Genomic DNA, 22,263 nt, shown 5'->3' with positions numbered 1-22,263 from the left:
AAACTTACCTTTTTGTGCGTACTTCTCTTGCGTAAGTTAGTCGCTTACGTGGCGGGCATCAACACTGCAAAATTGGAGAACGCCTTATGTACGCCGTAACGGGAGCTTCCGGTCAGCTTGGCCGCCTGGTAATCGACGCGCTTCTCCGGACGGTCGCGCCTTCCGAGGTGGTGGCGCTGGTGCGAAATCCGTCCAAGCTGGCCGATCTCGCGGCACGGGGCGTCGTCGTGCGTGCGTTCGACTATGATGCGCCCGCCACGCTCGTGCCCGCGCTCGCCGGGGTCGATCGCCTGCTGCTGATCTCGTCGAGCGAAGTCGGATCGCGCGAGGCACAGCACGGTGCGGTGATCGCCGCCGCCAGGACGGCAGGCGTCGGCTACATCGCGTACACCAGCATCCTTCATGCGGACGCCAATCCGATGAACCTTGCGATCGAGCACCGCGCTACCGAGGCCGCGATCGCGGCCAGCGGCCTGCCGCACGCGTTCCTGCGCAATGGGTGGTACACCGAGAACTACGTCATGTCCGTGGCGCCTGCGATCGAACATGGTGCGCTGATCGGTAGCGCGGGTGATGGTCGGGTCTCGAGCGCGAGCCGCGAGGACTATGCCGATGCCGCTGCTTCGGTCCTGGTCGACGGCTCGGTCGAAACGCGGATCTTCGAACTTGCCGGAGACGATGCCTACACGCTCACCGAGTTCGCTGTCGCGATCGGTGACATCGCCGGGCGGCCGGTGATCTACAAGGATTTGCCACAGGACGACTATCGTGGAGTTCTGGAGGGCGCCGGCCTCCCGGCACCGATCGCCGATATGCTCGCGGAAAGCGATGCGAAGGCGGCACAAGGCTCGCTGTTCGACGACGGTCGTGCGCTCAGTACGCTGATCCGCCGCCCGACGACGCCGTGGCGGACGACGCTCGCCGCCGCGATGAAGGGCAGCCAGGACTGACGGTCGTCGACAAACAACGTCGGCCGGATCGCCCCCGGCTGGAACGCGCGCGGGAACGTCGACGATCGTCGTTCCCGCGGCGACTTCGACGGGGCGTGATCGAAGCCGGACTTGGCAACGCACCCGATATCTCGATGTCGCCCATCCGCCGTACCGCAGTCAGCTGGCTGGCTGATCCGACAGATACAACTCGACGGGTAGTCGTGGTGCAGCGCCCGGCTCGGGCCTTGCGCGCGCGGCTGCCGCTTCGATCCATTCGGGCCCCCCAGGACGGCGGCGGGTCGACCCGTCGGAGCGCGTCGGCACCTTGCCGTAGATCGCGGGTCCCTCGTTGCCGGGCGACCCGCCGCCGAAGGATGCGGCGATGTTGCCATAGGTCGAGGGATCACGGCCATCGAGGCTCAGTCGGTCATTGAGGTAACAGGCGGTGGCCCACGCCGTTTTGGGATCGGGCGTCATCGCGATGATCCGTTTGCCCCAGTACATGCGGAGATTGTTGTGCATCCATCCATCGATCAGGAACTGGCGCTGGCAGGCGTTCCAGGTTTCGTCGCGAGTCTCGCCGCGCAGTAGCGCTTCGAGCGTTTCGAGGTCCGGCCGTTCGTCCGATGAATGTGCTTCGAGCGTTTCGCGTGCCCATCCCGAAATCCGGTCGTACTGCTCGGGCGCGGGCAAGGCGCGTGCCTGATAGTGGAACCACTCGCGCCACGTCAGCAGCTCGTCGGCAAACTTCTCCTTGGCATTGATGGGGGCCGCCGCCGCCTCGACCGTAGCCATGATCTCACGCGGCCCGATCACGCCGAAATGCAGATACGGCGACAGCATGCTGGCGCCTTCGGGGCGGGTCGCATCGTTGCGAACCGTCGCATAGATCGGCAACACGTCGTCCATCAGCCGCTCTAGCATCGAAAGCGCGCCGTCGCGGCCGAGGGGAAACAGCGGGCTCAGCGTGAGCGAGTGATCGATCGCCGCGTTCCCGATCAGGCGATCGATATCGGCATCGGTACGATCTTCGAGCCGATCCGAGGCAAAGGGCAGGGGCCCATCATACGCCGCTGCTGCCGGGTGGAGATCGTCCGCCGCGCTCCAGTCCTCCCGCAGGGGCTGATGCCGCCGCCGAAATCCGGTGGTCGAGCCGATGTCGTCGCCAAGCACGGCAGGCGGCACTAGGCAGGCTGCGTTGACGGCGATTACGGCGCGATCGGTGCGCGCTGCGAACCGTTCCGACTGCCAGCGCGCGACGAAGGTCGGCTGGTCCTCGACGATCACGGCCGCGCTGTCGGCGGCCAGGCGGTAGACGAGTCCTTTTTCACGGGCATCCGCCTGTTCGACGTGCTGGACACACGCCAACCCGCGCTGCCGACATTCGCGTGCGAGGTCGCGGCTTGCCCCCAGGATGAATCGGTGGAGACGATCCGATGCGTATGGATAATCCTCACGTAGTCCGTGATAGACGAGCACGGGCAGGCCGAGGTCGTGGGCGAGGCAGATCGCGGCGTCGATCACGGGATTGTCGCGCGCGCGCAACGCCTGCTGGAGCCAGCACAGGACGTAGCGGCCGTCGGTCCGTACGCTGCACGCGTTCAGGGAACGAACGCGGGGGGCTTCGGACCAATTGGCCCAAGCGTTGGGGAGGGACGATGTCATAGCGCCCCAACCATCGGCATGCCCTCCCGATCCCGCAGCATGTATCGATCGTCGTGTCCGGGGCGCCACCGTCGAAATCGAGGCGCCTTCGACGGCAGCAAGCCGTAGCCATCCTCTTGTCCGGAAGTCGGTCCGGACGGCGCGCGCGCGCTGTCGTGCGGTCCCTGTCGTGCGACGTGCGATGCTGCTATCGATTGCCGATGCTGAACCTACGAACGAAACGTCGCGTCGCAACGGGAGACCGGGCTTCTGCGCGGCTTGCTGAGATACAGGCGTCGGTCTCGGCGCTTGTCGACGATGATTTGCTCGATCTCGCGGATATCTTCAAAAGCACCGCGCCGACACCGTTGTGGGATATCGCACAGGCTGAAATGACTCGGCGCGACCTGAAGCTATGACCGTTCGTGGTTGACGATTACGCGCATGGCCAGCGCGATGGCCTGCGGCTCGCTTTATCGATCCTGGCAGCGGAGGAGGCTAAATGGGCGGCCTTGCTCGGTGAAAGCTCCTCGTGGCGGACCAACGCTACCCGGGAGGTGCGGCACAAGACGTTGCAGGTGGCGCAGGCACGGTTGCAGACCGCGCTGAACCGGATGAGCCGGAAGAATGCCCCTGAAGCCGAGGCCGAGATCGCATTGGCCCTGACGAAGCTGGGACTGTGATCCACCGACTAGCTACCGATCCATGTCTCAAGGCACTCGCATCTCCGCATTTTTGAAACAGCACGCAGACCGCAACGGTTCTTTGGTCAGTTGATCGGCACGCCGCCGGTCACCGCGATCACCGCGCCGGTCATGTAACTTCCCTCCGACGAGGCAAGCAGGACATAGGCAGGGGCGAGCTCGGCAGGCTGTCCTGCGCGGCCCAGTGGCGTATCCTGACCTAGCGTCTCCAGTTCTTCCGGCGATTTCGCGATCGGCTGGATCGGTGTCCAGATCGGGCCGGGCGCGACCGCATTGACGCGAATACCCTTCGCGACGAGCAGGTTGGACAGCCCGACCGTCATGCTGGAGATCGCACCTTTGGTCGCCGCATAGACGATCATGCTCTTGGTCGCGACCTTGGCCTGTTCACTGGTGGTGTTCACGATGGCGGACCCCGGCTTCATATGCGGCGCCGCGGCCTTGGCGAGACGGATCATCGCGAACACGTTGGTGGCGAACGCGCGCTCCATCTCGTCGTCGTCGATGCTGTCGAGATCCTCGTTCATGGTCTGCGCCGCGGCGTTGTTGACCAGAATGTCGAGCCCACCAAGCTCCGCGACGGTACTCTCGACCAGAGCGAGGCAGTGGCCCCGGTCGCTTATGTCGCCCGGCAACAGAACGCAGCGCTGCCCTGCTTTCTCGACCCAGACACGCGTATCTTCGGCGTCGGCCTGCTCGACCGCGAGGTAGGAGATCGCGACATTCGCACCCTCTCGCGCATAAGCGATCGCAACTGCCTTGCCGATGCCCGAGTCTCCGCCGGTGATGAGCGCGACCTTGCCCTTCAACAGGCCTTTGCCGACATAGCTGTCCTCGCCGTGATCGGGTTTCGTCCTCATGTTCGCGACAAGGCCGGGGCTCGGCTGTTGCGGCTCGCCGGGGAAGCTGGTCGGCTGGCTGTTGCGTGGGTCGTCAGTCATCCGGAAATCCTGCCTGTTCTGGTCATCGACCGAACGGTCCGCGTTCCATTAAGTGCCGCTCGTTTCCGGAGTCGGCGATCGAGCCGTGGCACCATCGTGCACCGAGGTGGCCGATGTCGGTACGACGGGCAGGTGACTTGCCGGTGGTTGCTCGCACCAACCGCTTGATGCGCGCCGCGGCGTCCTATCGATTTGCCGCCGTGGTCACCGTGCCCGCGGACAATGCGGGCGTCGGCAGGACGTCGATCGCGGGACGCGCGAACAGGTATCCTTGGCAAAGGCGGACACCGATCTCGCGCAATGCCCGCAGTTCCGCCGCGGTCTCGATCCCCTCCGCGATGCAGCGGATGCCGAGTTCGTCGGCCATGCGAACCACGCCCGCGACGATCGTCCTGCGGGCTGCCGAGCCGTCGATCCCGCGGATCAGCGCCATATCGAGCTTGAGCATGTCCGGGCGCAGGTCCGCGAGCAGGCCGAGCCCGGCATAGCCCGCGCCGAAGTCGTCGATCGCGGTGGTGAACCCGCGCGCCTGATAGGATTCGATGATATGCCGGACGTGGACGACGTCGACCATCCGCTCGTTCTCGGTAAACTCGAACATCAGCCGCCCGGGGTCGAACCCGACGCGGCGGGCGGCGGCCAGCGACGCACGGATGCACGCGTTCGGCTCGTACACCGCGTTGGGCATGAAATTGATCGACAGTTTCGCATCGCCATCGGGCGCGAACAGTGCGCCGGCCAGTTCGATCGCCTTTACCCGGCACGCCTGGTCGAACTTGTAGATCATGTCGGGCTCGATGCTGGACAGCACTTCGCCGGCCGATTGACCGTCCGCTCCCCGCACGAGCGCTTCATAGGCGAACACGGATCCGGTTTCGATATCGACGATCGGCTGGAACGCCATCGTGATCGCGCTCCTGAGCGGCGAGCCCGTCCGGCAGCCCCGGCACGCCTGCGCAAGGGACAGCGGTGTGGCGCGCGCCGTGTCGGCCGCGGTGATGGGTGCGTGCATCATGTCCAGTCTTCCAGTTTTCCCATCGCGTTGCGCGGCAAGGCCGGTCCGAAGCGATACGTCTTGGGACGTTCGGGATCGGTCAGGCGCGCGGCGGCGACCTGTTCGATCCGCGCGGAGATCTGCACGGGATCGCTATCCTTGTCGGGAACGACGAACGCCTTCAGGCGTCCGTTCGCGTGTAGCCTGACCGCGACGTCCGCGGCGCCGTCGATCGTTCGCAGGACGCGCGCGACGCGCTCCGGCCAGACGTTGTGGCCCGCGACCTGGACCGCGCCGTCTCGCCGGCCGATCGGCCGGATCGCGCGATCGCCGATACGCTCGATATGATCCGGCAGGTCGCACAGCCGCCCATCGCGGTCCACGAGGCGCCAGTCGTCGTCACCGTTCGGGGCCAACCCCCAGCGTGGCAGAAGATCGTACGCGGACGCGGGCAGATCGCGCATCGCGATCCCGCCGGTCTCCGACGAGCCGTATATATCCACGAGCCGCGCGAGGCCCGCCGCCGCCAGTCCCGCCGCGACGTCGTCGTCGAGCGACCCGGCCGAACTGACGCCGACGACGTCGTCCGGAAAGCGGCGGATCATGCGCAACAGCACTTGCCACTGATCGGGTACGGCGACGACCAGATCGCCCGCGGCCAACGCGAGTGGTGCGCCGATCGAGCGCGCGACGACCGGCACGCCCAGCGTTGCGGGCAACAATGCGGTCCAGATGATCCCGTACAGGTGATGCGCCGGCACCAGCGCGACCACCCGGCGTCGCCCGTCGAACCGTGCTGCAAGGACCGCAGCCTCGGCGAGGAGATCGGTGATCGCATGAATGCAGGGCCGCGGGCGGCCGGTCGAGCCAGAGGTGGCGACCGTCATCCGCCCGTTTCCCCCAGCATCCTCCGCATGTGCCTGCATGATCCAGTCGACCCACGCGCCCACCGTTCGCGGCGGATCGTCGCTCAGCAGACTGTCGTCGAGGTCGAACGCTTCGGCCAGCGCCCCCAGCGCACCAAGCTGCTCGATCGAATCCAGGCCCAGTCCTTGGTCGCCGATCTGAGTCGAGTCGGGCCAATCCCCCTTCACGGCGTCGGAATGGGGCGTATCGCGCAGGCGGCGCACTTCGGCGGCGACGACGGCGCACGCGATGCGGTGCGCGGCCGCACGCTGCAATTTCGGCATGGTCACGCGGCGGAGGCTTGGTGATGACAGACCTGGTTTCGTCCTGCCTGCTTCGCGACATACAGCCGCTTGTCGGCCAGCGCGATGAGCGCATCGATCGAACCGTCGGCTTCGTCCAGCGACGCGCAGCCCAGGCTGGCGGTTACGGTCAACTGCCCGCGCGGCGTTTCCACCTCGAGCGCAGCGATCGCCGTGCGCATCTCCTCGGCGAGCGTCATCGCTTGGTCATTGTCGTAGCGCGGCAGCAGGGCACCGAACTCCTCTCCCCCCAGCCGGGCGAAGATCCCCCGCGGCGGCAGCAGCGCGGTACAGACCTCCGCCACCCGACAGAGCAGGATGTCGCCGACCGGATGGCCGTGCGTGTCGTTGACCGATTTGAAGTGATCGAGATCGAGAACGATCAGCGACAGCGACTGCCGCAGTTCGCGCCAATGCGCCTGCTCGCGCTCCATCACCTGGCCGAAGTGCCGGCGGTTCGCCGCGCCCGTCAGGTGATCGCACGTCAGCAGTCGGCGTACGTCCTCCGCGGCTTCCTCGCGTCGCGGTACGTCGCGCAGGATGACCGAAAAACCCGACGCGCGGCGTTCATCGCCCTCGGAGCGCGCGACGACCAGCCGTTGGCACCAGTAGCGCTCGCCGTCCGCGCGTTGTTGCCATCCCTCCTGGAGATGCCACCCGTCGCGTCCCGCGATCACCAGTTGCTCTTCGAGCCTCAGGTCGCCGCCGGTCGCTTCGGTATGCAGCAGTTCGGTCAGATCGCGGCCGAGCACCTCTGCGCAGTCATGCCCGGTCTGGCGGGTGAAGCAGGGGTCGGCCGATTCGATCCTGCCATTCTGCGCGATCGTCAGCGCGGCATAGTCGTTGACGCCGTCCAGCAGCGTCGCGAACCAGGTATCCGCCTGGCGCAGCCGTTCCTCCTGGACCACCTGCTGGCTGATATCCGACAGCGTCGCCATCAGCCGGTCGGGACCCAGTTTCATCAGCGTGCACGCCAGTACCTTGGGCGGGGCCGTGCGTCGGCGTGATCCGAGATCGACGAAGATACGGTGCCCGTCGCAGATGCGGCCGGTGGACGGCGCATAGGAAGCGACGATGCTGCGCAGCTCGGGCGCGTGCTGCTCCAACGCCGCAAACAGGTTGCCGGGATCGCGCGCGCCGGCGAGCGGCAACAGGTGCTGCATCGCATGCGGGTTCATCAGTGCGATCTCGCCGGCGATGTCGCATTCGATCAGCCCGACGGGGCAGGCGTACAGGAATTCGAGAAGCTGTTCCTCGCTGGAAATATCGCTCATGATCGCGGTCTCACCGTTCGATGAGGATGTAGCGGCGCGGCGTTCCGGGGGCCGCCAGCAGGCGCAGCCGCACTCTCGTCGGACGCATCCGCAGCGTCAGGACATAGGGTATGATGTCGTCGATCTCGGGCTCGTCCTCGAACCGCTGGGCGACCATGAAATTGTTCATGCACTGCGCAACCGCATCGAAGAACGGCACGCCGATGACCGTGGCGGGGTCGAGCCCGGACATGCGCGCCTCAGTCGCGTTATAGGACTGCACGATCGTATCCGCTTCGAAGCCAACCACCCCGAACGGCAGGGCATCGCGTTCGTCGACGCTCATCGTATCAAGGTCGCTCAACGCAACCGCTTCAAAACTGGCTTCTTTTTGCGACACACCCATGTCTCCCTTGCAACGGCGCTATGCCTCCGGTTGCGTTAAGCATCACCTAACATCGTGCATTGGGAGCGACGGAGTCCGTCGACGGTCGCTCGGCGAGCGCCGGCGACCGAGACTTTGGCATCTGCGTACGGCCCTTCGGGGTGGGCGATACGTTGCGGCCCGCAGACGCTACCTGCACCGGACATCGGTACAACGAACGAGCGCCGGGTTCAAAGAGGCCGCGAACGTCGGGGGCGTTGGGTGGAGGGCAGATGACTGGTCCGGAGCGTCATCCGGACATGACGCTCGTCAGCCCGTCGTCGCCGTGCGTTCGATCGGGAAGATCAGCAGCGTCGAGGTTGCCGTTGCGCACAGGCGGCCGTTGCGATCCGTGAGCCTGGCTTCGGAAAAGGCGGTGCGGCGGCCGATCGAGACGATCCGGCCCTCGGCGCGGACCGGGCCGCTCATGTCGTTCAACGGGCGATGATAGGCGACCTTCAGTTCGAGCGTGGTGTAGCCTTGCTCGGCGGTCAGTTTGGAATGCACCGCGCACCCGCACGCGCTGTCGAGCAGCGTCGCCGCATAGCCGCCATGCACCGAGCCGATCGGGTTGTAGACGCTGCGGTCCGGGCTCCCCTCGAACACCGCGCGGCCTTCCTCGACCTCGACCAACGTGAACCCCAGCGTCACGTTGATCGGCGGCGGCGTGTTCTCGGCGATGATCGCGTGGAGCTGCTCCAGGCCCGACAGGCCGGATGCGTTGTTCTTGATGATATCCATGATGCGTCCTTGCGGTCGAGGCGGCCGGTGGGGCGGGGCGGAATCAAACCTGGCGGGCAGGCGCCTGCGAAGTCGCGCTGACCGCGTCGAGGCGGCGGGACTGTTCGTCGGTCAGGACGACGTCGAGCGCACCGAGGTTGCTGGTCAGTTGCGCCATCGACCGCGGCCCGATCATCGGCACCGCGCCGTGGCTTCCGGCCCAGGCGATCGCGACCTGGTCGGGGCTCGCCTGCAGCTCGTCGGCGATCGCGATCACGGTGTCGATGATCGCGGTACGTTGCGCGGTGTCCTCCGCCTGGAAGACCTTGCCGCCGAACCCTTCGGCGCGGCCGGTCTCGCCCTTGCGGTACTTGCCGGTTAGCACGCCGCCGCCGAGCGGCGACCAGGTGACGACGCCGAGCCCCAGCCCGCGCGAGGCGGGGAACAGGTCGGCCTCGGGATCGCGGTGGACGAGGCTGTGCTCGAACTGCGCGGCTGCGATCGGCAGCGCACGCGTCAGGTCCGCGATCGTCGCGGCCTGCGCAAGGCGCCACGCCGGGAAGTTCGACAGGCCTGCGTAGAGGATCTTGCCGGCCCGCGCGAGGTCGTCGAAGCCGCGGACGATCTCGTCGGTCGCGGTCACGTCGTCGGGATGGTGGACCCAGTACAGGTCGATGCGGTCGGTCTTGAGACGCTTCAGGCTCGCTTCGACTGAGGCGATCATCGCCTTGCGGCTGTTGCCGGTGACGAGCCGGTTGGCATTGGGGGCGGCGCCGTTGCTGAATTTCGAGGCGAGCACGAAATCCTCGCGCCGCCCCGCCAGCGCCTTGCCGATGATCTCTTCGGATTGGCCGAATTGATAGACGTCCGCGGTATCGAGGAAATTGCCGCCCGCATCGGCATAGGCGTCGAGGATCGCGGTGCTGGTCTCCGCATCGGCGCCATGGCCCCAGCCGGTGCCGAAGTTGCCGGTCCCGAGTGCGATCTGCGACACGGTCAGGCCAGTGCGGCCGAAGGGTATGTAGTCCATGATCTATACCTTCTTGGAGGGGCGATGACTCTTGAAGAGCGATGAGTCTTGGAGGGCGATGGGTCTTGAAGGGCGATGACTGGGGGAGGGGGCTCAGGCGGCCAGAAACGCACGCACGCGCTGCACGAAGTCCTCGTGATACTGGAAGATGCCGCCATGGCCCGCGTCTGGGTACAGGACCAGTTCGGCCCCCGGGATGCGGCGCGCCATGTCGGCGGAGTTCTCGCTCGGCACCATGATGTCGCGATCGCCGTTCGCGACCAGGACAGGCTTGGCGATGCTCCCGAGATCCTGCGCGGGCTGGCGACCCCATGCCGTGATCGCCTTCAACTGGCGCAGAAACACTTTCGGGGTGATCGGCGCATCGCGGTCGATCTTGCGCGCCTTCAACCGAAGCAGGAACGCCTTCGCCGCCTGCCGACCGTTCGCGGTCGAGGTGAAGAAGAGATAGGTTTTCGGATCCTTCAGCGTCAGCAGGCCCTTGATCATGAGCGGCCACGCGACCGCACCGACCCGCGCGATGCCTCTGCCGCCTGCCGGCCCGGTACCCGCGAGCACCAGCTTGCGGACCAGGTCGGGGCGGGTGAGCGTGATCTGTTGCGCGACGAAACCGCCGAGCGAGACGCCGATCAGGTCGACCGCGTCGAGCCCGAGGCTGGCGACGACCGCGACGATGTCCTCGGCCATCGCCGCGATCGTCGTCGGTGCGTCGCCACCCGACTTGCCGACGCCGCGGTAATCCAGCGCGTAGACCGGCCGATCCCGCGCCAGACCATCGACGATCCGGGGATCGAAATCGTCGAGATTGGCGACCCAATGATTGAGCAGGACGACCGGGACGCCCTGCGCCGGGCCAAGCCGACGATAGGCGAACGTCGTTCCCGCCGCCTCGATGGTCAGCGTCGGCGTTTCGATCCAGGTTTCCGTGGCACGGATATGCGAAGCGGGTTGTGACATGACAGCTACCTTTGCTCGGGAGATCGCGATCAGCGGATGCTGACGACGACCTTGCCCTTCGCGCGGCCGGTATCGATGTAGGCCATCGCATCGTTCAGTTCGGCGAAGGGGAAGACGCGGTCGACGACAGGCCGGATCTCGCCGCCCTCGATCAGCGTGCCGATGGTCGCCAGCTGCTCGCCGCTCGCCTGCATGAACAGGAACGAATAGCTGATTTCGCGGCGTCTGGCCTTGGCGCGGATACCTGCGCTGAGCAGCCGCATCACCAGACGCAGCCCCCAGTTCAGCCCCTGCTGTCGCGCAAACGCCGGATCGGGCGGCCCCGAGATCGAGATCAGCTTGCCGCCGGGCTTGAGCGTATCGAGCGACTTGGCGAGCGTCTTCCCGTCGAGGCTGTTGAGCGCCACGTCGTAGCCGGACACCAGCTCGGCGAAATCCTGCGTCCTGTAATCGATGACCGTGTCCGCACCGAGATCGCGAACCAGGTCGAGGTTGCTCGTTCCCGCAGTCGTCGCGACGTGCAGACCCAGGTGTTTCGCAAGCTGGATGGCGAATGTCCCGACACCGCCCGATCCGGCGTGGATCAACACCTTCTGCCCGCGCTTCAGTTTGGCGCGCTCGACCAGCACCTGCCACGCGGTGAGGCCGACTAGCGGGATCGACGCGGCCTCCTCCATCGACAGGTTCACGGGCTTCAGCGCGACATCGGCCTGATCCACCGCGATGAGTTCGGCAAACGTGCCGATCCGTCCCTGGCGCGGGCTACCATAGACCGCATCGCCGACCGCGAACCGCGTAACGTTGGCACCGACCAGCTTCACGATCCCGGCGAAATCCGCCCCCAGGACGAAGGGTGGCTTGTACGGCAGGACGAGCTTGAACTCGCCGTTGCGGATCTTCGAATCGATGACGTTGAGCGCGGCGGCGTGGATCTCGACCAGCACGTCGTCCGGCCCGACGACCGGGTCCGGCCTGTCGCCGAGGCGCAGTCGATTGGTCTTGCCATAGGCATCGAGGATATAGGCTTTCATGATGCTTCCCTCTGGAGGCGTCGGGGACTGCGCCCGGCGTGGAGTGCGTCGGATCAGGCGGCGGCGTAGCGATCCGCGCGTAGAAGCTGGGCGAACCGCGGCACCATCGCCTTGCGCGCGTCGTCGAACGCATCCCAGAGTTCGCCCTCGTGCAGCGTCGGGATCGTCACGCCTTCGCGACGATCGAAACCGACGAGCGCCGCATCGACCAGTTCGTTGACGTCCATCATTCCCGACAGATCGGCACCGACCATTCCGGCGCGACCCCATAATTCGGTGCCGGTTGCGGCCGGCAACACGGCCTGGACGTAGACGCCCTTGGGGCCCAGTTCGAGCGCGAGGCCCTGCGACAGGAACAGCACGAACGCCTTGGTCGCGCCGTACACGCTCATGCCGAACTCCGGTGCGAGCCCGACGACCGAGCCCAGGTTGACGATCGACCCCGTGCCCGCCGCCACCAGACGCGGCGCGATCGCATGCGCGAGCCGGACGACCGCCGTCGTGTTGAGCGCGACGTTGCCGCGGACGGCCTCCGCGGACTGATCGACGAAGCTCCCGCCGAGCCCGGCACCCGCGTTGTTGATCAGGATCTCGATCTTCGCATCGTCACGCAACCGTGCCTCGACCGCGGCGATGTCGGCCTCGCGGGTCAGGTCCGCGGTCAGGATATCGACCGCCACCTCGGCCGCGAGCTGTGCCGCAAGCGCTTCGAGCCGCGCGGTGTCGCGGGCGACGAGCACGAGGTCGTGGCCGCGACGGGCGAAACGATCGGCATAGGTCGCGCCGATGCCGGTGGAGGCGCCGGTGATGAGAACGGTCGGAGGGGTCATGGGATTGCTCTCTTTCGGTCGCTGCTTATATACATGACGAACATCATGATTGCTCAAATATGATGGCTATCATGAAACTGTCAATGCCGATCCAGGAGTTTTTCGCCATGAAGGTCAGTCGCGAGCAGATGTCGGCGAACCGCACCCGCATCCTCGATGCCGCCAGCACGCTGTTCCGAGACCGCGGGTTCGACGCCGTTACCGTGTCGGAGGTGATGAAGGCGGCAGGTCTGACGCATGGCGGATTCTACGGTCACTTCGCGTCGAAGGACGATCTGATCGCGCAGACGGTCACGCATGCGCTGACCCCGTCCGACGCCGTTAGCGGTGACCTGAACGCCTATCTCGACGCGTATCTATCACCTCATCACCGCGATCGCGCCGCGACCGGCTGTCCGACCGCTGGCTTTGCCAGCCCGTTACGCCATCAATCGCCAGAGGCGCGTGCCGCCATGACGAAGGGGTTGTCCTCCCAGATCGACCGCCTTGCCCAAGCTGTGCCGGGAGCGGACTCCGCGGAGAAGCGACGCGCGGCGATCGGGACGTGGGCGGCGATGGTAGGGGCGGTCATCCTCGCACGCGCCGTCGATGATCCCGTGTTGTCCGACGACGTGTTGAAGCAGACACGCGCCTGGATCGAAGGCTGAAAGCGAAGACCGGGCATCGATGTCGGTGAAGCCCGTCTACGTGGAGGCGTTGCCGCATCGATCTGCCCGTGAATTTTTATTGCGCGGCGGCCACCGTATCGGCCGACTTGCGGCGGACGGTCGCCTCGAAACCTGGCCGTGCGCGGTGGTGGGCTGTCTTCCCGACGGGGATCATCTTCAACGCGGATTTGCCGTTCGACCGCCGCGTTTGCTCGCGTCGGCTACGATGGATGATCCGCAAGTATCCGCAAATGCGCGCCTCAACCATTTGATGGACGACGATTTTTAGAGGTCGGCTGCCGTCGTGGACTGAGCGACGCTCCCATGGAACTTCAAGCAATTTTGCGTCGCCGCGTGACGGTCGCGGATGCCCGATGGCTGCCGTCCGGACACGGTATCGACCCTATCAGGGGGAGAACTGGAGGGGTACCTTTCTGAAATATTATGTCGACAATGTATTTGATAGGTATTGTTTGGGTATTGACTGGCACTGTGATCTGACCAAGTCTGTCGTTCGAGCCGACTAAAGCGCCAGACGCGGTCGGTGACAAAAAGGGGTGCTAAATGATCTTTGACCAGACCGTGTCTCGTATTGCGCTTTCGGGGGCGCTGCTGTTTTACGCGATGCCTGCGATGGCGCAGGATCCCGCCGCCGGCGCCCAAACGCCAGCACAGGCCAAGGTCGAGGCGGATGCGCAGACTGCTCTCGCCTCGCCGGATGCCGCACCCGCGACGAACGACATGATCGTCGTCACCGGTTCCCGCATCCAGCGTCCGAACATGACGTCGGCCGCGCCGATCACGTCGATCACCGCGCAGGACATTCGTGCCCAGGCGCCGACCAATATCGAGGACGTGCTCAACCGCCTGCCGCAGATCTCGCCTGACGCGCAGCAGACCTATCAGGATTCGGATGGTCGTCAGCGCATCAAGCTGCGCAGCCTGGGGTTCGAGCGCACGCTGACGCTGATCGACGGCAAGCGCCTCGGTACGCAGAATGGCGCGGACGTCGGTATCATCCCGCCGTCGCTCCTCGAGCGGGTCGACGTGCTGACCGGCGGCGCCTCGTCGGTCTATGGCTCGGACGCGGTCGCCGGCGTGGTCAACTTCATCCTCAAGAAGGATTTCGAGGGGCTCCAGATCGACGGCAACTATAATTTCTACAATCATGACAACAAGGACACGATCGTCTCGCCGCTGGCGCGCGCGAACGCGTTCGGCAGCCCACGCGGAATGACCAACGACGGCGGCCGCGCCGACATCACCGTGACCGCAGGCAGGAAACTGTTCGACGGCAAGCTCCGCCTGTCGGGCTTCGTCAACTACCGCCACACCGACGCGGTCGATTACGACGCGCGCTCCAGCTCCGCCTGCCAGCTCATCCAGACCGGCAAGGACGGCCCGCTGTCCTGCTCGCTGTCGACCTATTCGCGCAGCGGCTACGTCTCGCCGCGCTCGGGTGCGAACAACGGTGCTGCCTACGTCAACGATCCGAGCGGTACGCGCACCTTCGTCCCCTACGGCGTCGGTGCGGGCAACGCGGCCAACCCGTATGACGGCTATTCCTATCAGCGCGCGTCGGAACGGTGGAACGCCGGCGGCTTCGTCAGTGCCGATCTGACGTCCGATATCGAAGTCTATGGTTCGGGCATCTGGTTTCGCGACAAGTCCGAGAACGTCTATCCGGCGCGGATCTACAGCTACACCGTCTATGGCGATCAGCCGTATCAGGTGAACTGCAACAATCCGTATCTGTCCGGTTCGCAGGCGACCGCGATCTGCGGCGGCGCAGCCGGCACCAACACGAAGGCGCCGATCGAACTCCGCTATCGCTTCAACGATCTCGCCGACATTCCCGATATCTATATCAACAGCGGCGTCCGCGCGACCGGCGGCTTCCGCGGCAAGGTCGGCGATGCGTGGACCTGGGATGTCGGCGGCGTCTATTCGCGCAACCAGCAGGTGGCGAACTACGGCAATCTGCCCGATTACGACCGCGTCAACCAGTCGCTCGATGTCGTCAACGTCAACGGCGTACCGACCTGTGCCAGCGGCGTCGCGGGCTGCGTGCCGTTCAATGCCTTTGCCGCCAACACCCCCGGCCAGCCGGTCGCGAACTGGCTGTTCACCGCGCCGGGCGGCAGCACCAAGGGTGTCGGCACGCTCTGGGACGGCCTGATCTCCGTGACCGGCGATCTCGGCAAATACGGCGTCACCTCGCCGCTCGCGAACCAGGGCGTCGCGATCGCGCTAGGTGCCGAATACCGCCACGACAACTACACGTCGACCGCCGACTCCTTCTACCGCGACCTGAACGGCGGCAGCGATCTCGACATCTCGCAGAGCGTCTGGGAGTCGAACATCGAGGTACAGGCGCCGCTGATCGAGGAGCGTCCCTTCGCGCATCTGTTGCAGGCCAATGGCGGCTACCGCGTGTCGAAATACAGCAGCAATCCCAAGACCTTCAACACCTGGAAGATCGAGGGCATCTACGCACCGGTCAGCGACCTGACCTTCCGAGCCTCGTACAACAAGGCGCAGCGCGCGCCGACGGTGATCGAGATCGGCCAGTCGCGGAACATCAGCTATGGTCTGCAGGGTGGCTCGCAGAACGATTTCTGCGCGCCGACCGTGACGACCAACCCTGCGACCGGCGCGGTGACATACGGCACGCCGGTCGCATCGCGCGACGTCTGCCGCGCGACCGGACTGTCCGATGCGCTCTATGGCAGCCCGACGCTGTTGTGCGCACAGGGTGACGGCAACCAGTGCACCGTCCAGTCGGGTGGATTCACCGCCGACCCGGAGAGCGCCTACACGCTGACCTACGGCCTGGTGGTGAAGCCCAGCTTCATCCGCGGGCTCGTCTTCTCGGTCGATCGCTATCAGATCAGAATCGACAACTCGCTCGGGTATAACGATTACACCTACTACACCGATGGCTGCCAGCGCTCGAACGGCGATCCGTTCTTCTGCTCGGGCATCGTCCGCCAGCCGGGGACGGGCATTCTCTACGCCCCCGCCAGCAGCAATCCGACCAGCGGTTTCATCCGCCAGGGCACCACGAACTACTACAAGTCGATTGCGCGCGGCATCGATTTCCAGGCGCAATACACGCTCGGCCTCGGCGGCGCGGGCAAGGTCGACTGGAACTTCAACGGATCGCTGACCACCTTCGCGGGCAGCCAGGATTCGCCGCTCCAGCCCAAGCGCAATTGTGCCGGCTATTACGGGAATGGGTGCAGCCAGTTGCTGCCGAAATGGTCGCACGGTCTGCGCACGACCTATACGACCGGCGATGGCATCTTCAGCACGTCGTTCAACTGGCGCTATGTCGGTTCGCTGACGCACGCCGATAATTCGGGCGACGAGGCGATCGGCGGCACGCCGGAGCGGGCTCGGACGACGTTCTATCACATCGCGCCGGCCAGCTATTTCGACCTGGCGTTCACCTTTGCGATCGCAAAGGACTTCTCGCTGCGGTTCATCGCCAACAACCTGCTCGACAAGACGCCTCCGATCCTCGCGAACTCGTACGACATCAGCCTCGCGCGGAGCAACACGATCCCCGCGCGCTACGACTCGCTCGGCCGCAACCTTGCGATCGGCGCGACCGTCCGGTTCTGATCCGGATCGACGACTATCGGGCCCGTCACCAGACGGGCCCGACACGCCGCATCATGGACGAGAATTGCAAGACCGCGGACCTTCACGTCCGTGAGCGACCCACAAAAAAGCCTGCCGCTGGAACGCTCCAGCGGCAGGCTTTTCTAAACACCCGTCGTGTAAAGGCTACTCAGCCTCGACCGTCTCGGTCTTGCCCTTCTTCTTGGGCTTCTTCGGTGCGGCAGGCTCGATCGCGAACGACAGCGCGCCGTCCTTCATCTTCACCGTCACCTCACCACCGTGGACCAGCTTGCCGAACAACAATTCCTCGGCAAGCGGCTGCTTGATCTTCTCCTGGATCAGGCGGCCCATCGGCCGTGCGCCGTACAGCTTGTCATAGCCCTTGGTCGTGAGCCACGCCTTCGACTCGTCGTCGAGGACGATGTGCACGCCGCGGTCCGCCAGCTGAAGTTCGAGCTGGAGGATGAACTTGTCCACCACCCGCGCCACCACTTCGGTCGGGAGGTAGCCGAACGGCACCACCGCATCGAGACGGTTGCGGAATTCCGGCGTGAACATCTTCGTCACGGCCACCTCGTCCTCGCCTTCGCGCGACAGGTTGCCGAAGCCGACCGTCTCGCGCGCCATGTCGCTGGCGCCCGCATTCGTCGTCATGATCAGGATGACGTTGCGGAAATCGACCGACTTGCCATGCTGGTCGGTGAGCCGCCCGTTATCCATCACCTGCAACAGGATGTTGAACAGGTCCGGATGCGCCTTCTCGATCTCGTCGAGCAGAAGCACGCAATGCGGGTTCTGGTCGATCGCATCGGTCAGCAAACCACCCTGGTCGAACCCGACATAGCCCGGCGGCGCACCGATCAGACGACTGACCGAATGCCGCTCCATATATTCGGACATGTCGAACCGCTGGAGCGGAATGCCGAGGATCGTCGACAGCTGCTTGGCGACTTCGGTCTTGCCGACACCGGTAGGCCCGGTGAACAGATAGTTGCCGATCGGCTTCTCCGGCTCGCGCAAGCCAGCGCGAGCGAGCTTGATCGCCGACGACAGCTTTTCGATTGCCGCATTCTGCCCGAACACCACGCGCTTCAGATCCGTTTCGAGCGTAGCCAGAGCCAGCTTGTCGTCGGTCGAAACCGACTTCGGCGGGATGCGTGCCATCGTCGCGATGACCTGCTCGATCTCCTTCGGCGTGATCGTCTTCTTGCGCTTGTTCGGCGGCACCAGCATCTGCATCGCACCGACCTCGTCGATCACGTCGATCGCCTTGTCCGGCAGCTTGCGGTCGTTGATGTACCGCGCCGACAGCTCGACCGCCGACTTGATCGCGTCGGGCGTGTACTTGACGTTGTGGTGATCCTCGAACGCGCTCCGTAGGCCCGCAAGGATCTTAATGGTATCCTCGATCGTCGGCTCGTTCACGTCGATCTTCTGGAAGCGCCGCAGCAGAGCGCGGTCCTTCTCGAAGTGATTGCGGAACTCCTTGTACGTGGTCGAGCCGATGCACCGGATGGTGCCACCCGACAAAGCCGGCTTGAGCAGGTTCGACGCATCCATGGCGCCGCCACTCGTCGCGCCCGCACCGATCACGGTGTGGATCTCGTCGATGAACAATACTGCATCCGGCAGCTTCTCGAGCTCGTTGACGACCGCCTTCAAGCGCTCCTCGAAGTCGCCACGATAGCGCGTCCCCGCCAGCAACGCGCCCATGTCGAGCGAATAGATAACGGCAGGCAACAGCACGTCGGGCACGTCGCCCTCGACGATCTTCCGCGCAAGGCCTTCTGCGATCGCGGTCTTGCCGACGCCCGGATCACCGACATAGAGCGGGTTGTTCTTCGACCGGCGGCACAGGATCTGGATCGTGCGATCCACCTCCGGCCCGCGCCCGATCAGGGGATCGACCTTGCCGTTCTTGGCCTTCTCGTTGAGGTCGACCGTGAATTGCTTGAGCGCGCTTTCCGTCTTGCCCTTCTCCTGTCCCTTGGCCGGCTTCTCGTCGTCCGCACCCTTTGGCGTGGATGCTTCGGTCGCCTGCTGCCCGCCCTTGCCGACACCGTGGCTGATGAAGCTGACCGCATCGAGGCGGCTCATGTCCTGCTGTTGCAGGAAATAGACGGCATAGCTCTCGCGCTCGCTGAACAAGGCGACGAGCACGTTGGCACCGGTCACTTCGTCGCGGCCCGATGACTGGACGTGCAGGATCGCGCGCTGGACGACGCGCTGGAACCCGCTGGTGGGCGAGGGATCGGTCGCCGCATCGACCTTCAGCGCATCAAGTTCGCTGTCGAGGTAGTGCGAGACGGTATTCTTCAGATCGCCGATCTCGACGTTGCACGCGGTCATGACCTTCGACGCATGTTCGTCGTCGATCAGCGCGAGCAGCAGATGCTCCAGCGTCGCATATTCGTGACGCCGGGACGATGCCGCCTCGAGCGCCTTGTGCAGCGTGGTCTCGAGGGCGGGTGCAAATGATGGCATTTACAATACTCCTGTCGGGCCGCGAGAACGCGAGCCCTTTGCCACTATGTCGGAATTGATATCGGTCGCATCAAGCACTTGAACCCGGCCCCGTCCGTTCCTGCGCTGCCTAAATGCGACGCTTGTGGAGGCGGGCAGCGCGATCACCGCCTGAAGAGGTCGTCGGCGCTGGCGCGGTGACTGACCGCGCGGTCCTTCTTCAGCTGGCAGCGCGCGATCTCGCCCTGCAGCACGGTGATCCGCGCATCGAGCTCGGCGACCGACAACGGATCGAGGTCCTGTCGCACTAGCGCGTCGAGCAGATCGTCGGGACGGGAGGGGGTGTCGTCCGGTTCCATAGTTTCTGTAACGTTGACCCGCACCAGAGTGATGTCAATAAGGCGCGGAAATCTAAAGGGACGTGACGAGCGATGACCGCGATACCCGAAAACCAATCCAGTAACTTACGTGTACCCGACGTCATGAAGGCGATCGATCCGGAACAGCCCGGCGGTCCCGAAGTGCTGGTCCTCGTCGACCGTCCCGTGCCCCAGCCGGGGCAGGGTGAGGTGCTGGTCAAGGTGGCGGCCGCCGGGGTCAATCGACCCGAGGTGATGCAGCGCCAGGGCAAGTATCCGCCCCCGCCGGGTGCCCCCTCGATCCTCGGCATGGAGATCTCCGGCACGATCGTCGCGGTCGGCGAAGGCGTCGGCGACGAACAGATCGGCCAGCTTGTCTGCGCATTGATCTCTGGCGGTGCGTATGCGGAATACGCGGTCGCGCCGTTCGGCCAGTGCTTGCCCGTCCCCGAGGCGCTGACGATGGTCGAGGCGGCGGCGATGCCCGAGACGCTCTTCACCGTCTGGACCAACCTGTTCGAGCGCGCCTACGCGATGGAGGGGGACACCGTCCTCGTCCACGGCGGCACCAGCGGCATCGGCACGATGGCGATCGGGCTGTGCAACGTCTTTGGCATCGACATTATCGTCACCGCCGGCTCGAAGGCAAAGTGCGAAGCTGCTCTGAGCCTCGGCGCAACGCACGCGATCGACTACAAGTCGGAGGATTTCGTCGAGCGCGTCAAGCAGATCACCGGCGGCAAGGGCGTCGCCGCGGTGCTAGACATGGTCGGCGGCGACTACGTCCCGCGCAACCTGCAATGCCTCGCGGAGGACGGCCGCCACGTGTCGATCGCGGTCCAGGGCGGCATGATGGCGACGGTCCCCCTGTTCGAGATCATGCGCCGCCGCCTGACGCTGACCGGCTCCACGCTCCGCCCGCGCGACACCGCATTCAAGTCGCTGGTCGCGGACGAACTCGCCCGCACCGTCTGGCCGCACGTCGAGGCCGGCAAGCTGAAACCAGTGATCGACCGCGTGTTCGCCTTCGCAGATGCACCGGCAGCACACACGCGGATGGAAGCGGGCGACCACGTCGGGAAGATCGTGCTGACGATGGAGTGAGGTGAGGGGGCAAACGCCTACCACTCGCAGCATTGCACCACCCCGGCGGAGGCCGGGGTCCAGGGGGGGACGCTCAGTAAGGACGCGGTGCGCTTCGTTATTGCCACCTCTCCAACTGGGCCCCGGCCTCCGCCGGGGTGGTGGCCTCAAAGCGCTACCCGACCCAAAACTTGTTCTCCCGCGAAGGCGGGAGCCCAGTCTGGATCCCCGCCTTCGCGGGGAAACATGCTGACCTTGTTTCAGCTATAAGCACGACAGATCCGCTGACTTGGAACAGTCACCAGACTGCGACCACCGTGTAACAATACTCGCCTAATACTCGCGGCAAGGATAGTTTTGCGGGGGCAGGCTCATGAACGCCATCACGACGTTTTCGCCATCTAGCTTCGTTGGCGCCGACATCACCGATATCGCCGACTTCATCCACTCCCGGCCCGCCGTACCCGAGCCGGTCGTCGAACGCCGCCAGTATCGCACGATCTGGATCTCCGACGTCCATCTCGGCACGCGCGGCTGCAACGCCGGGATGCTCAACGATTTCCTCGATCACGTCGACAGCGAGACGATGTACCTCGTCGGCGACATGATCGACGGCTGGCGGCTCAAGAAGAAATTCTACTGGCCCGCCGCGCACAACGACGTGATCTGGCGCCTGCTCAAGCGCGCCAAGCGCGGCACCCGCGTCGTCTACATTCCCGGCAACCACGACGAGGTGTTCCGCCAATATTCTGGCCTCGACCTGGGCGGCATCTCGATCCGCCGCAACGCGATCCACGAGACGGCGGACGGTCGTCGCCTGCTGGTCCTCCACGGCGACGAGTTCGACGCGATCACGCTCGCACACCGCTGGATCGCGCACATCGGCGACGCCGCCTACACGATGCTGATGGGCCTCAACCGGTGGGTCAACGGCGCGCGCCGCCGCATGGGCATGCCCTATTGGTCGCTATCGAAGCACGCGAAAGCCAAGGTCAAGAACGCGGTCGCCTTCATCTCGCACTTCGAGGAAGTCGTCGCGCACGCGGCCGGCGTCCGCGGCGTCGAAGGCGTCGTCTGTGGGCACATCCACACCGCCGAGATGCGCGAGATCGCCGGCATCGCCTATTACAACGACGGCGACTGGGTCGAAGGCTGCACCGCCTTGGTCGAGCATTTCGACGGCCGCATGGAACTCCTCCACTGGGGCGACGAAATCGCCGCCCGCGAGAAGGACAAGGTCATATCCATGGCCGCCTGACCTCTAACCCTCTCCCCGATGGGGAGAGGGCAAGCCGCGTCAGCGGCGCGGGTGAGGACAAGTCCACAACGCGAGTGAAAGCGTGCCCTCACCCTCCCACCCGGCTGCGCCGGCCGGACCCCTCCCTCTCCCCATGGGAGAGGGGCAAAACGGAGAAG

21 protein-coding genes are annotated in these 22,263 nt (G+C 65.2%); 8 read left to right on the top strand and 13 right to left on the bottom strand.

Translation table 11 applies throughout. From position 1 onward, the window contains the following. The first annotated feature begins 86 nt into the window (after positions 1-86). Entirely contained in the window at positions 87-950 is an 864-nt protein-coding gene (locus tag IFT67_RS05565; protein ID WP_192145386.1) for an SDR family oxidoreductase, read from the top strand. A 159-nt stretch (positions 951-1,109) separates the two neighbouring features. On the opposite strand, the gene IFT67_RS05560 is transcribed toward IFT67_RS05565, so the two are convergent. Then, a complete protein-coding gene (locus IFT67_RS05560) occupies positions 1,110-2,597 on the bottom strand; it encodes a deoxyribodipyrimidine photo-lyase (protein WP_192145384.1) in 1,488 nt (495 codons plus the stop codon). Positions 2,598-2,797: 200 nt separating this feature from the next. Here IFT67_RS05560 and IFT67_RS05555 point away from each other — a divergent pair, with 200 nt between their 5' ends. Both IFT67_RS05555 and IFT67_RS05550 read left to right on the top strand, forming a co-directional pair. Further along, complete coding sequence (locus IFT67_RS05555; RefSeq protein WP_192145383.1) at positions 2,798-2,995, top strand: hypothetical protein; 198 nt, start codon at positions 2,798-2,800, stop codon at positions 2,993-2,995. 6 nt (positions 2,996-3,001) lie between these two features. Then, positions 3,002-3,259 carry a hypothetical protein gene (locus tag IFT67_RS05550; protein WP_107961612.1) on the top strand — a complete coding sequence of 86 codons (258 nt, stop codon included), beginning with the start codon at positions 3,002-3,004 and terminating at the stop codon, positions 3,257-3,259. Between the two features lie 86 nt (positions 3,260-3,345). On the opposite strand, the gene IFT67_RS05545 is transcribed toward IFT67_RS05550, so the two are convergent. From IFT67_RS05545 to IFT67_RS05500, 10 genes are all read right to left on the bottom strand, one after another. Beyond that, complete coding sequence (locus IFT67_RS05545) at positions 3,346-4,221, bottom strand: SDR family oxidoreductase (protein WP_192145381.1); 876 nt, start codon at positions 4,219-4,221, stop codon at positions 3,346-3,348. Positions 4,222-4,405: 184 nt separating this feature from the next. Further along, positions 4,406-5,236 carry an EAL domain-containing protein gene (locus IFT67_RS05540; RefSeq protein ID WP_446740792.1) on the bottom strand — a complete coding sequence of 277 codons (831 nt, stop codon included), beginning with the start codon at positions 5,234-5,236 and terminating at the stop codon, positions 4,406-4,408. Then, positions 5,233-6,405, bottom strand: a complete 1,173-nt coding sequence (locus IFT67_RS05535) for an AMP-binding protein (RefSeq protein WP_244647271.1) — start codon at positions 6,403-6,405, stop codon at positions 5,233-5,235. Before IFT67_RS05535 ends, IFT67_RS05540 begins: the two co-directional genes overlap by 4 nt. Positions 6,406-6,407: 2 nt before the next feature. Further along, entirely contained in the window at positions 6,408-7,697 is a 1,290-nt protein-coding gene (locus IFT67_RS05530; RefSeq protein WP_192145377.1) for a sensor domain-containing diguanylate cyclase, read from the bottom strand. A 10-nt stretch (positions 7,698-7,707) separates the two neighbouring features. After that, entirely contained in the window at positions 7,708-8,022 is a 315-nt protein-coding gene (locus tag IFT67_RS05525) for a PAS domain-containing protein (RefSeq protein ID WP_244647170.1), read from the bottom strand. 348 nt (positions 8,023-8,370) lie between these two features. Further along, positions 8,371-8,841, bottom strand: a complete 471-nt coding sequence (locus tag IFT67_RS05520) for a PaaI family thioesterase (RefSeq protein WP_192145370.1) — start codon at positions 8,839-8,841, stop codon at positions 8,371-8,373. A 43-nt stretch (positions 8,842-8,884) separates the two neighbouring features. Further along, a complete protein-coding gene (locus IFT67_RS05515) occupies positions 8,885-9,850 on the bottom strand; it encodes an aldo/keto reductase (protein ID WP_192145368.1) in 966 nt (321 codons plus the stop codon). Between the two features lie 93 nt (positions 9,851-9,943). Then, positions 9,944-10,807 carry an alpha/beta fold hydrolase gene (locus tag IFT67_RS05510; RefSeq protein ID WP_192145365.1) on the bottom strand — a complete coding sequence of 288 codons (864 nt, stop codon included), beginning with the start codon at positions 10,805-10,807 and terminating at the stop codon, positions 9,944-9,946. 29 nt (positions 10,808-10,836) lie between these two features. Further along, the gene (locus IFT67_RS05505) at positions 10,837-11,838 is read right to left on the bottom strand and encodes an NADP-dependent oxidoreductase (protein ID WP_192145363.1); all 1,002 of its coding nucleotides are present in this window, start codon (positions 11,836-11,838) and stop codon (positions 10,837-10,839) included. A 53-nt stretch (positions 11,839-11,891) separates the two neighbouring features. Next, positions 11,892-12,668, bottom strand: a complete 777-nt coding sequence (locus IFT67_RS05500) for an SDR family NAD(P)-dependent oxidoreductase (protein WP_192145361.1) — start codon at positions 12,666-12,668, stop codon at positions 11,892-11,894. 71 nt (positions 12,669-12,739) lie between these two features. Between IFT67_RS05500 and IFT67_RS05495 the strand changes: the two genes are divergently transcribed. The 3 genes from IFT67_RS05495 (at position 12,740) to IFT67_RS05485 (ending at position 16,942) form a co-directional block, all read left to right on the top strand. After that, positions 12,740-13,315 (top strand): TetR/AcrR family transcriptional regulator, encoded by a 576-nt coding sequence (locus IFT67_RS05495; protein WP_197982907.1) that lies wholly within the window; start codon positions 12,740-12,742, stop codon positions 13,313-13,315. A gap of 19 nt (positions 13,316-13,334) precedes the next feature. After that, complete coding sequence (locus IFT67_RS05490; RefSeq protein ID WP_192145359.1) at positions 13,335-13,604, top strand: hypothetical protein; 270 nt, start codon at positions 13,335-13,337, stop codon at positions 13,602-13,604. Between the two features lie 275 nt (positions 13,605-13,879). Beyond that, a complete protein-coding gene (locus IFT67_RS05485; RefSeq protein WP_192145357.1) occupies positions 13,880-16,942 on the top strand; it encodes a TonB-dependent receptor domain-containing protein in 3,063 nt (1,020 codons plus the stop codon). A gap of 165 nt (positions 16,943-17,107) precedes the next feature. On the opposite strand, the gene clpA is transcribed toward IFT67_RS05485, so the two are convergent. Continuing rightward, the gene (clpA, locus tag IFT67_RS05480; protein WP_107961623.1) at positions 17,108-19,426 is read right to left on the bottom strand and encodes an ATP-dependent Clp protease ATP-binding subunit ClpA; all 2,319 of its coding nucleotides are present in this window, start codon (positions 19,424-19,426) and stop codon (positions 17,108-17,110) included. 143 nt (positions 19,427-19,569) lie between these two features. Further along, the gene (locus IFT67_RS05475) at positions 19,570-19,764 is read right to left on the bottom strand and encodes a DUF1192 domain-containing protein (protein ID WP_056060574.1); all 195 of its coding nucleotides are present in this window, start codon (positions 19,762-19,764) and stop codon (positions 19,570-19,572) included. A gap of 123 nt (positions 19,765-19,887) precedes the next feature. Here IFT67_RS05475 and IFT67_RS05470 point away from each other — a divergent pair, with 123 nt between their 5' ends. Further along, positions 19,888-20,868, top strand: coding sequence for an NAD(P)H-quinone oxidoreductase (locus IFT67_RS05470; protein WP_192145355.1), 981 nt, complete (start codon positions 19,888-19,890; stop codon positions 20,866-20,868). A 352-nt stretch (positions 20,869-21,220) separates the two neighbouring features. After that, complete coding sequence (locus IFT67_RS05465) at positions 21,221-22,105, top strand: UDP-2,3-diacylglucosamine diphosphatase (protein ID WP_107961626.1); 885 nt, start codon at positions 21,221-21,223, stop codon at positions 22,103-22,105. Positions 22,106-22,263: the final 158 nt, after the last annotated feature.

The sequence above is a fragment of the Sphingomonas sp. CFBP 13728 genome, from assembly GCF_014841895.1.
In the GTDB taxonomy this organism is placed as follows: Bacteria; Pseudomonadota; Alphaproteobacteria; order Sphingomonadales; family Sphingomonadaceae; genus Sphingomonas.
Note: the sequence above shows the minus strand (reverse complement) of the source record. Positions and strands in the feature narration are given on the sequence as shown.

Bases quoted from the DNA above. Each gene is read 5' to 3' on its own strand.
- IFT67_RS05475 (WP_056060574.1), bottom strand. From the start codon at position 19,764: ATGGAACCGGACGACACCCCCTCCCGTCCCGACGATCTGCTCGACGCG.
- IFT67_RS05525 (WP_244647170.1), bottom strand. From the start codon at position 8,022: ATGAGCGTCGACGAACGCGATGCCCTGCCGTTCGGGGTGGTTGGCTTC.
- IFT67_RS05490 (WP_192145359.1), top strand. From the start codon at position 13,335: ATGTCGGTGAAGCCCGTCTACGTGGAGGCGTTGCCGCATCGATCTGCC.
- IFT67_RS05535 (WP_244647271.1), bottom strand. From the start codon at position 6,405: ATGCCGAAATTGCAGCGTGCGGCCGCGCACCGCATCGCGTGCGCCGTC.
- IFT67_RS05540 (WP_446740792.1), bottom strand. From the start codon at position 5,236: ATGATGCACGCACCCATCACCGCGGCCGACACGGCGCGCGCCACACCG.
- IFT67_RS05520 (WP_192145370.1), bottom strand. From the start codon at position 8,841: ATGGATATCATCAAGAACAACGCATCCGGCCTGTCGGGCCTGGAGCAG.
- clpA (WP_107961623.1), bottom strand. From the start codon at position 19,426: ATGCCATCATTTGCACCCGCCCTCGAGACCACGCTGCACAAGGCGCTC.
- IFT67_RS05545 (WP_192145381.1), bottom strand. From the start codon at position 4,221: ATGACTGACGACCCACGCAACAGCCAGCCGACCAGCTTCCCCGGCGAG.
- IFT67_RS05565 (WP_192145386.1), top strand. From the start codon at position 87: ATGTACGCCGTAACGGGAGCTTCCGGTCAGCTTGGCCGCCTGGTAATC.
- IFT67_RS05470 (WP_192145355.1), top strand. From the start codon at position 19,888: ATGAAGGCGATCGATCCGGAACAGCCCGGCGGTCCCGAAGTGCTGGTC.
- IFT67_RS05530 (WP_192145377.1), bottom strand. From the start codon at position 7,697: ATGAGCGATATTTCCAGCGAGGAACAGCTTCTCGAATTCCTGTACGCC.
- IFT67_RS05465 (WP_107961626.1), top strand. From the start codon at position 21,221: ATGAACGCCATCACGACGTTTTCGCCATCTAGCTTCGTTGGCGCCGAC.
- IFT67_RS05510 (WP_192145365.1), bottom strand. From the start codon at position 10,807: ATGTCACAACCCGCTTCGCATATCCGTGCCACGGAAACCTGGATCGAA.
- IFT67_RS05500 (WP_192145361.1), bottom strand. From the start codon at position 12,668: ATGACCCCTCCGACCGTTCTCATCACCGGCGCCTCCACCGGCATCGGC.
- IFT67_RS05515 (WP_192145368.1), bottom strand. From the start codon at position 9,850: ATGGACTACATACCCTTCGGCCGCACTGGCCTGACCGTGTCGCAGATC.
- IFT67_RS05560 (WP_192145384.1), bottom strand. From the start codon at position 2,597: ATGACATCGTCCCTCCCCAACGCTTGGGCCAATTGGTCCGAAGCCCCC.
- IFT67_RS05495 (WP_197982907.1), top strand. From the start codon at position 12,740: ATGAAACTGTCAATGCCGATCCAGGAGTTTTTCGCCATGAAGGTCAGT.
- IFT67_RS05555 (WP_192145383.1), top strand. From the start codon at position 2,798: ATGCTGAACCTACGAACGAAACGTCGCGTCGCAACGGGAGACCGGGCT.
- IFT67_RS05485 (WP_192145357.1), top strand. From the start codon at position 13,880: ATGATCTTTGACCAGACCGTGTCTCGTATTGCGCTTTCGGGGGCGCTG.
- IFT67_RS05505 (WP_192145363.1), bottom strand. From the start codon at position 11,838: ATGAAAGCCTATATCCTCGATGCCTATGGCAAGACCAATCGACTGCGC.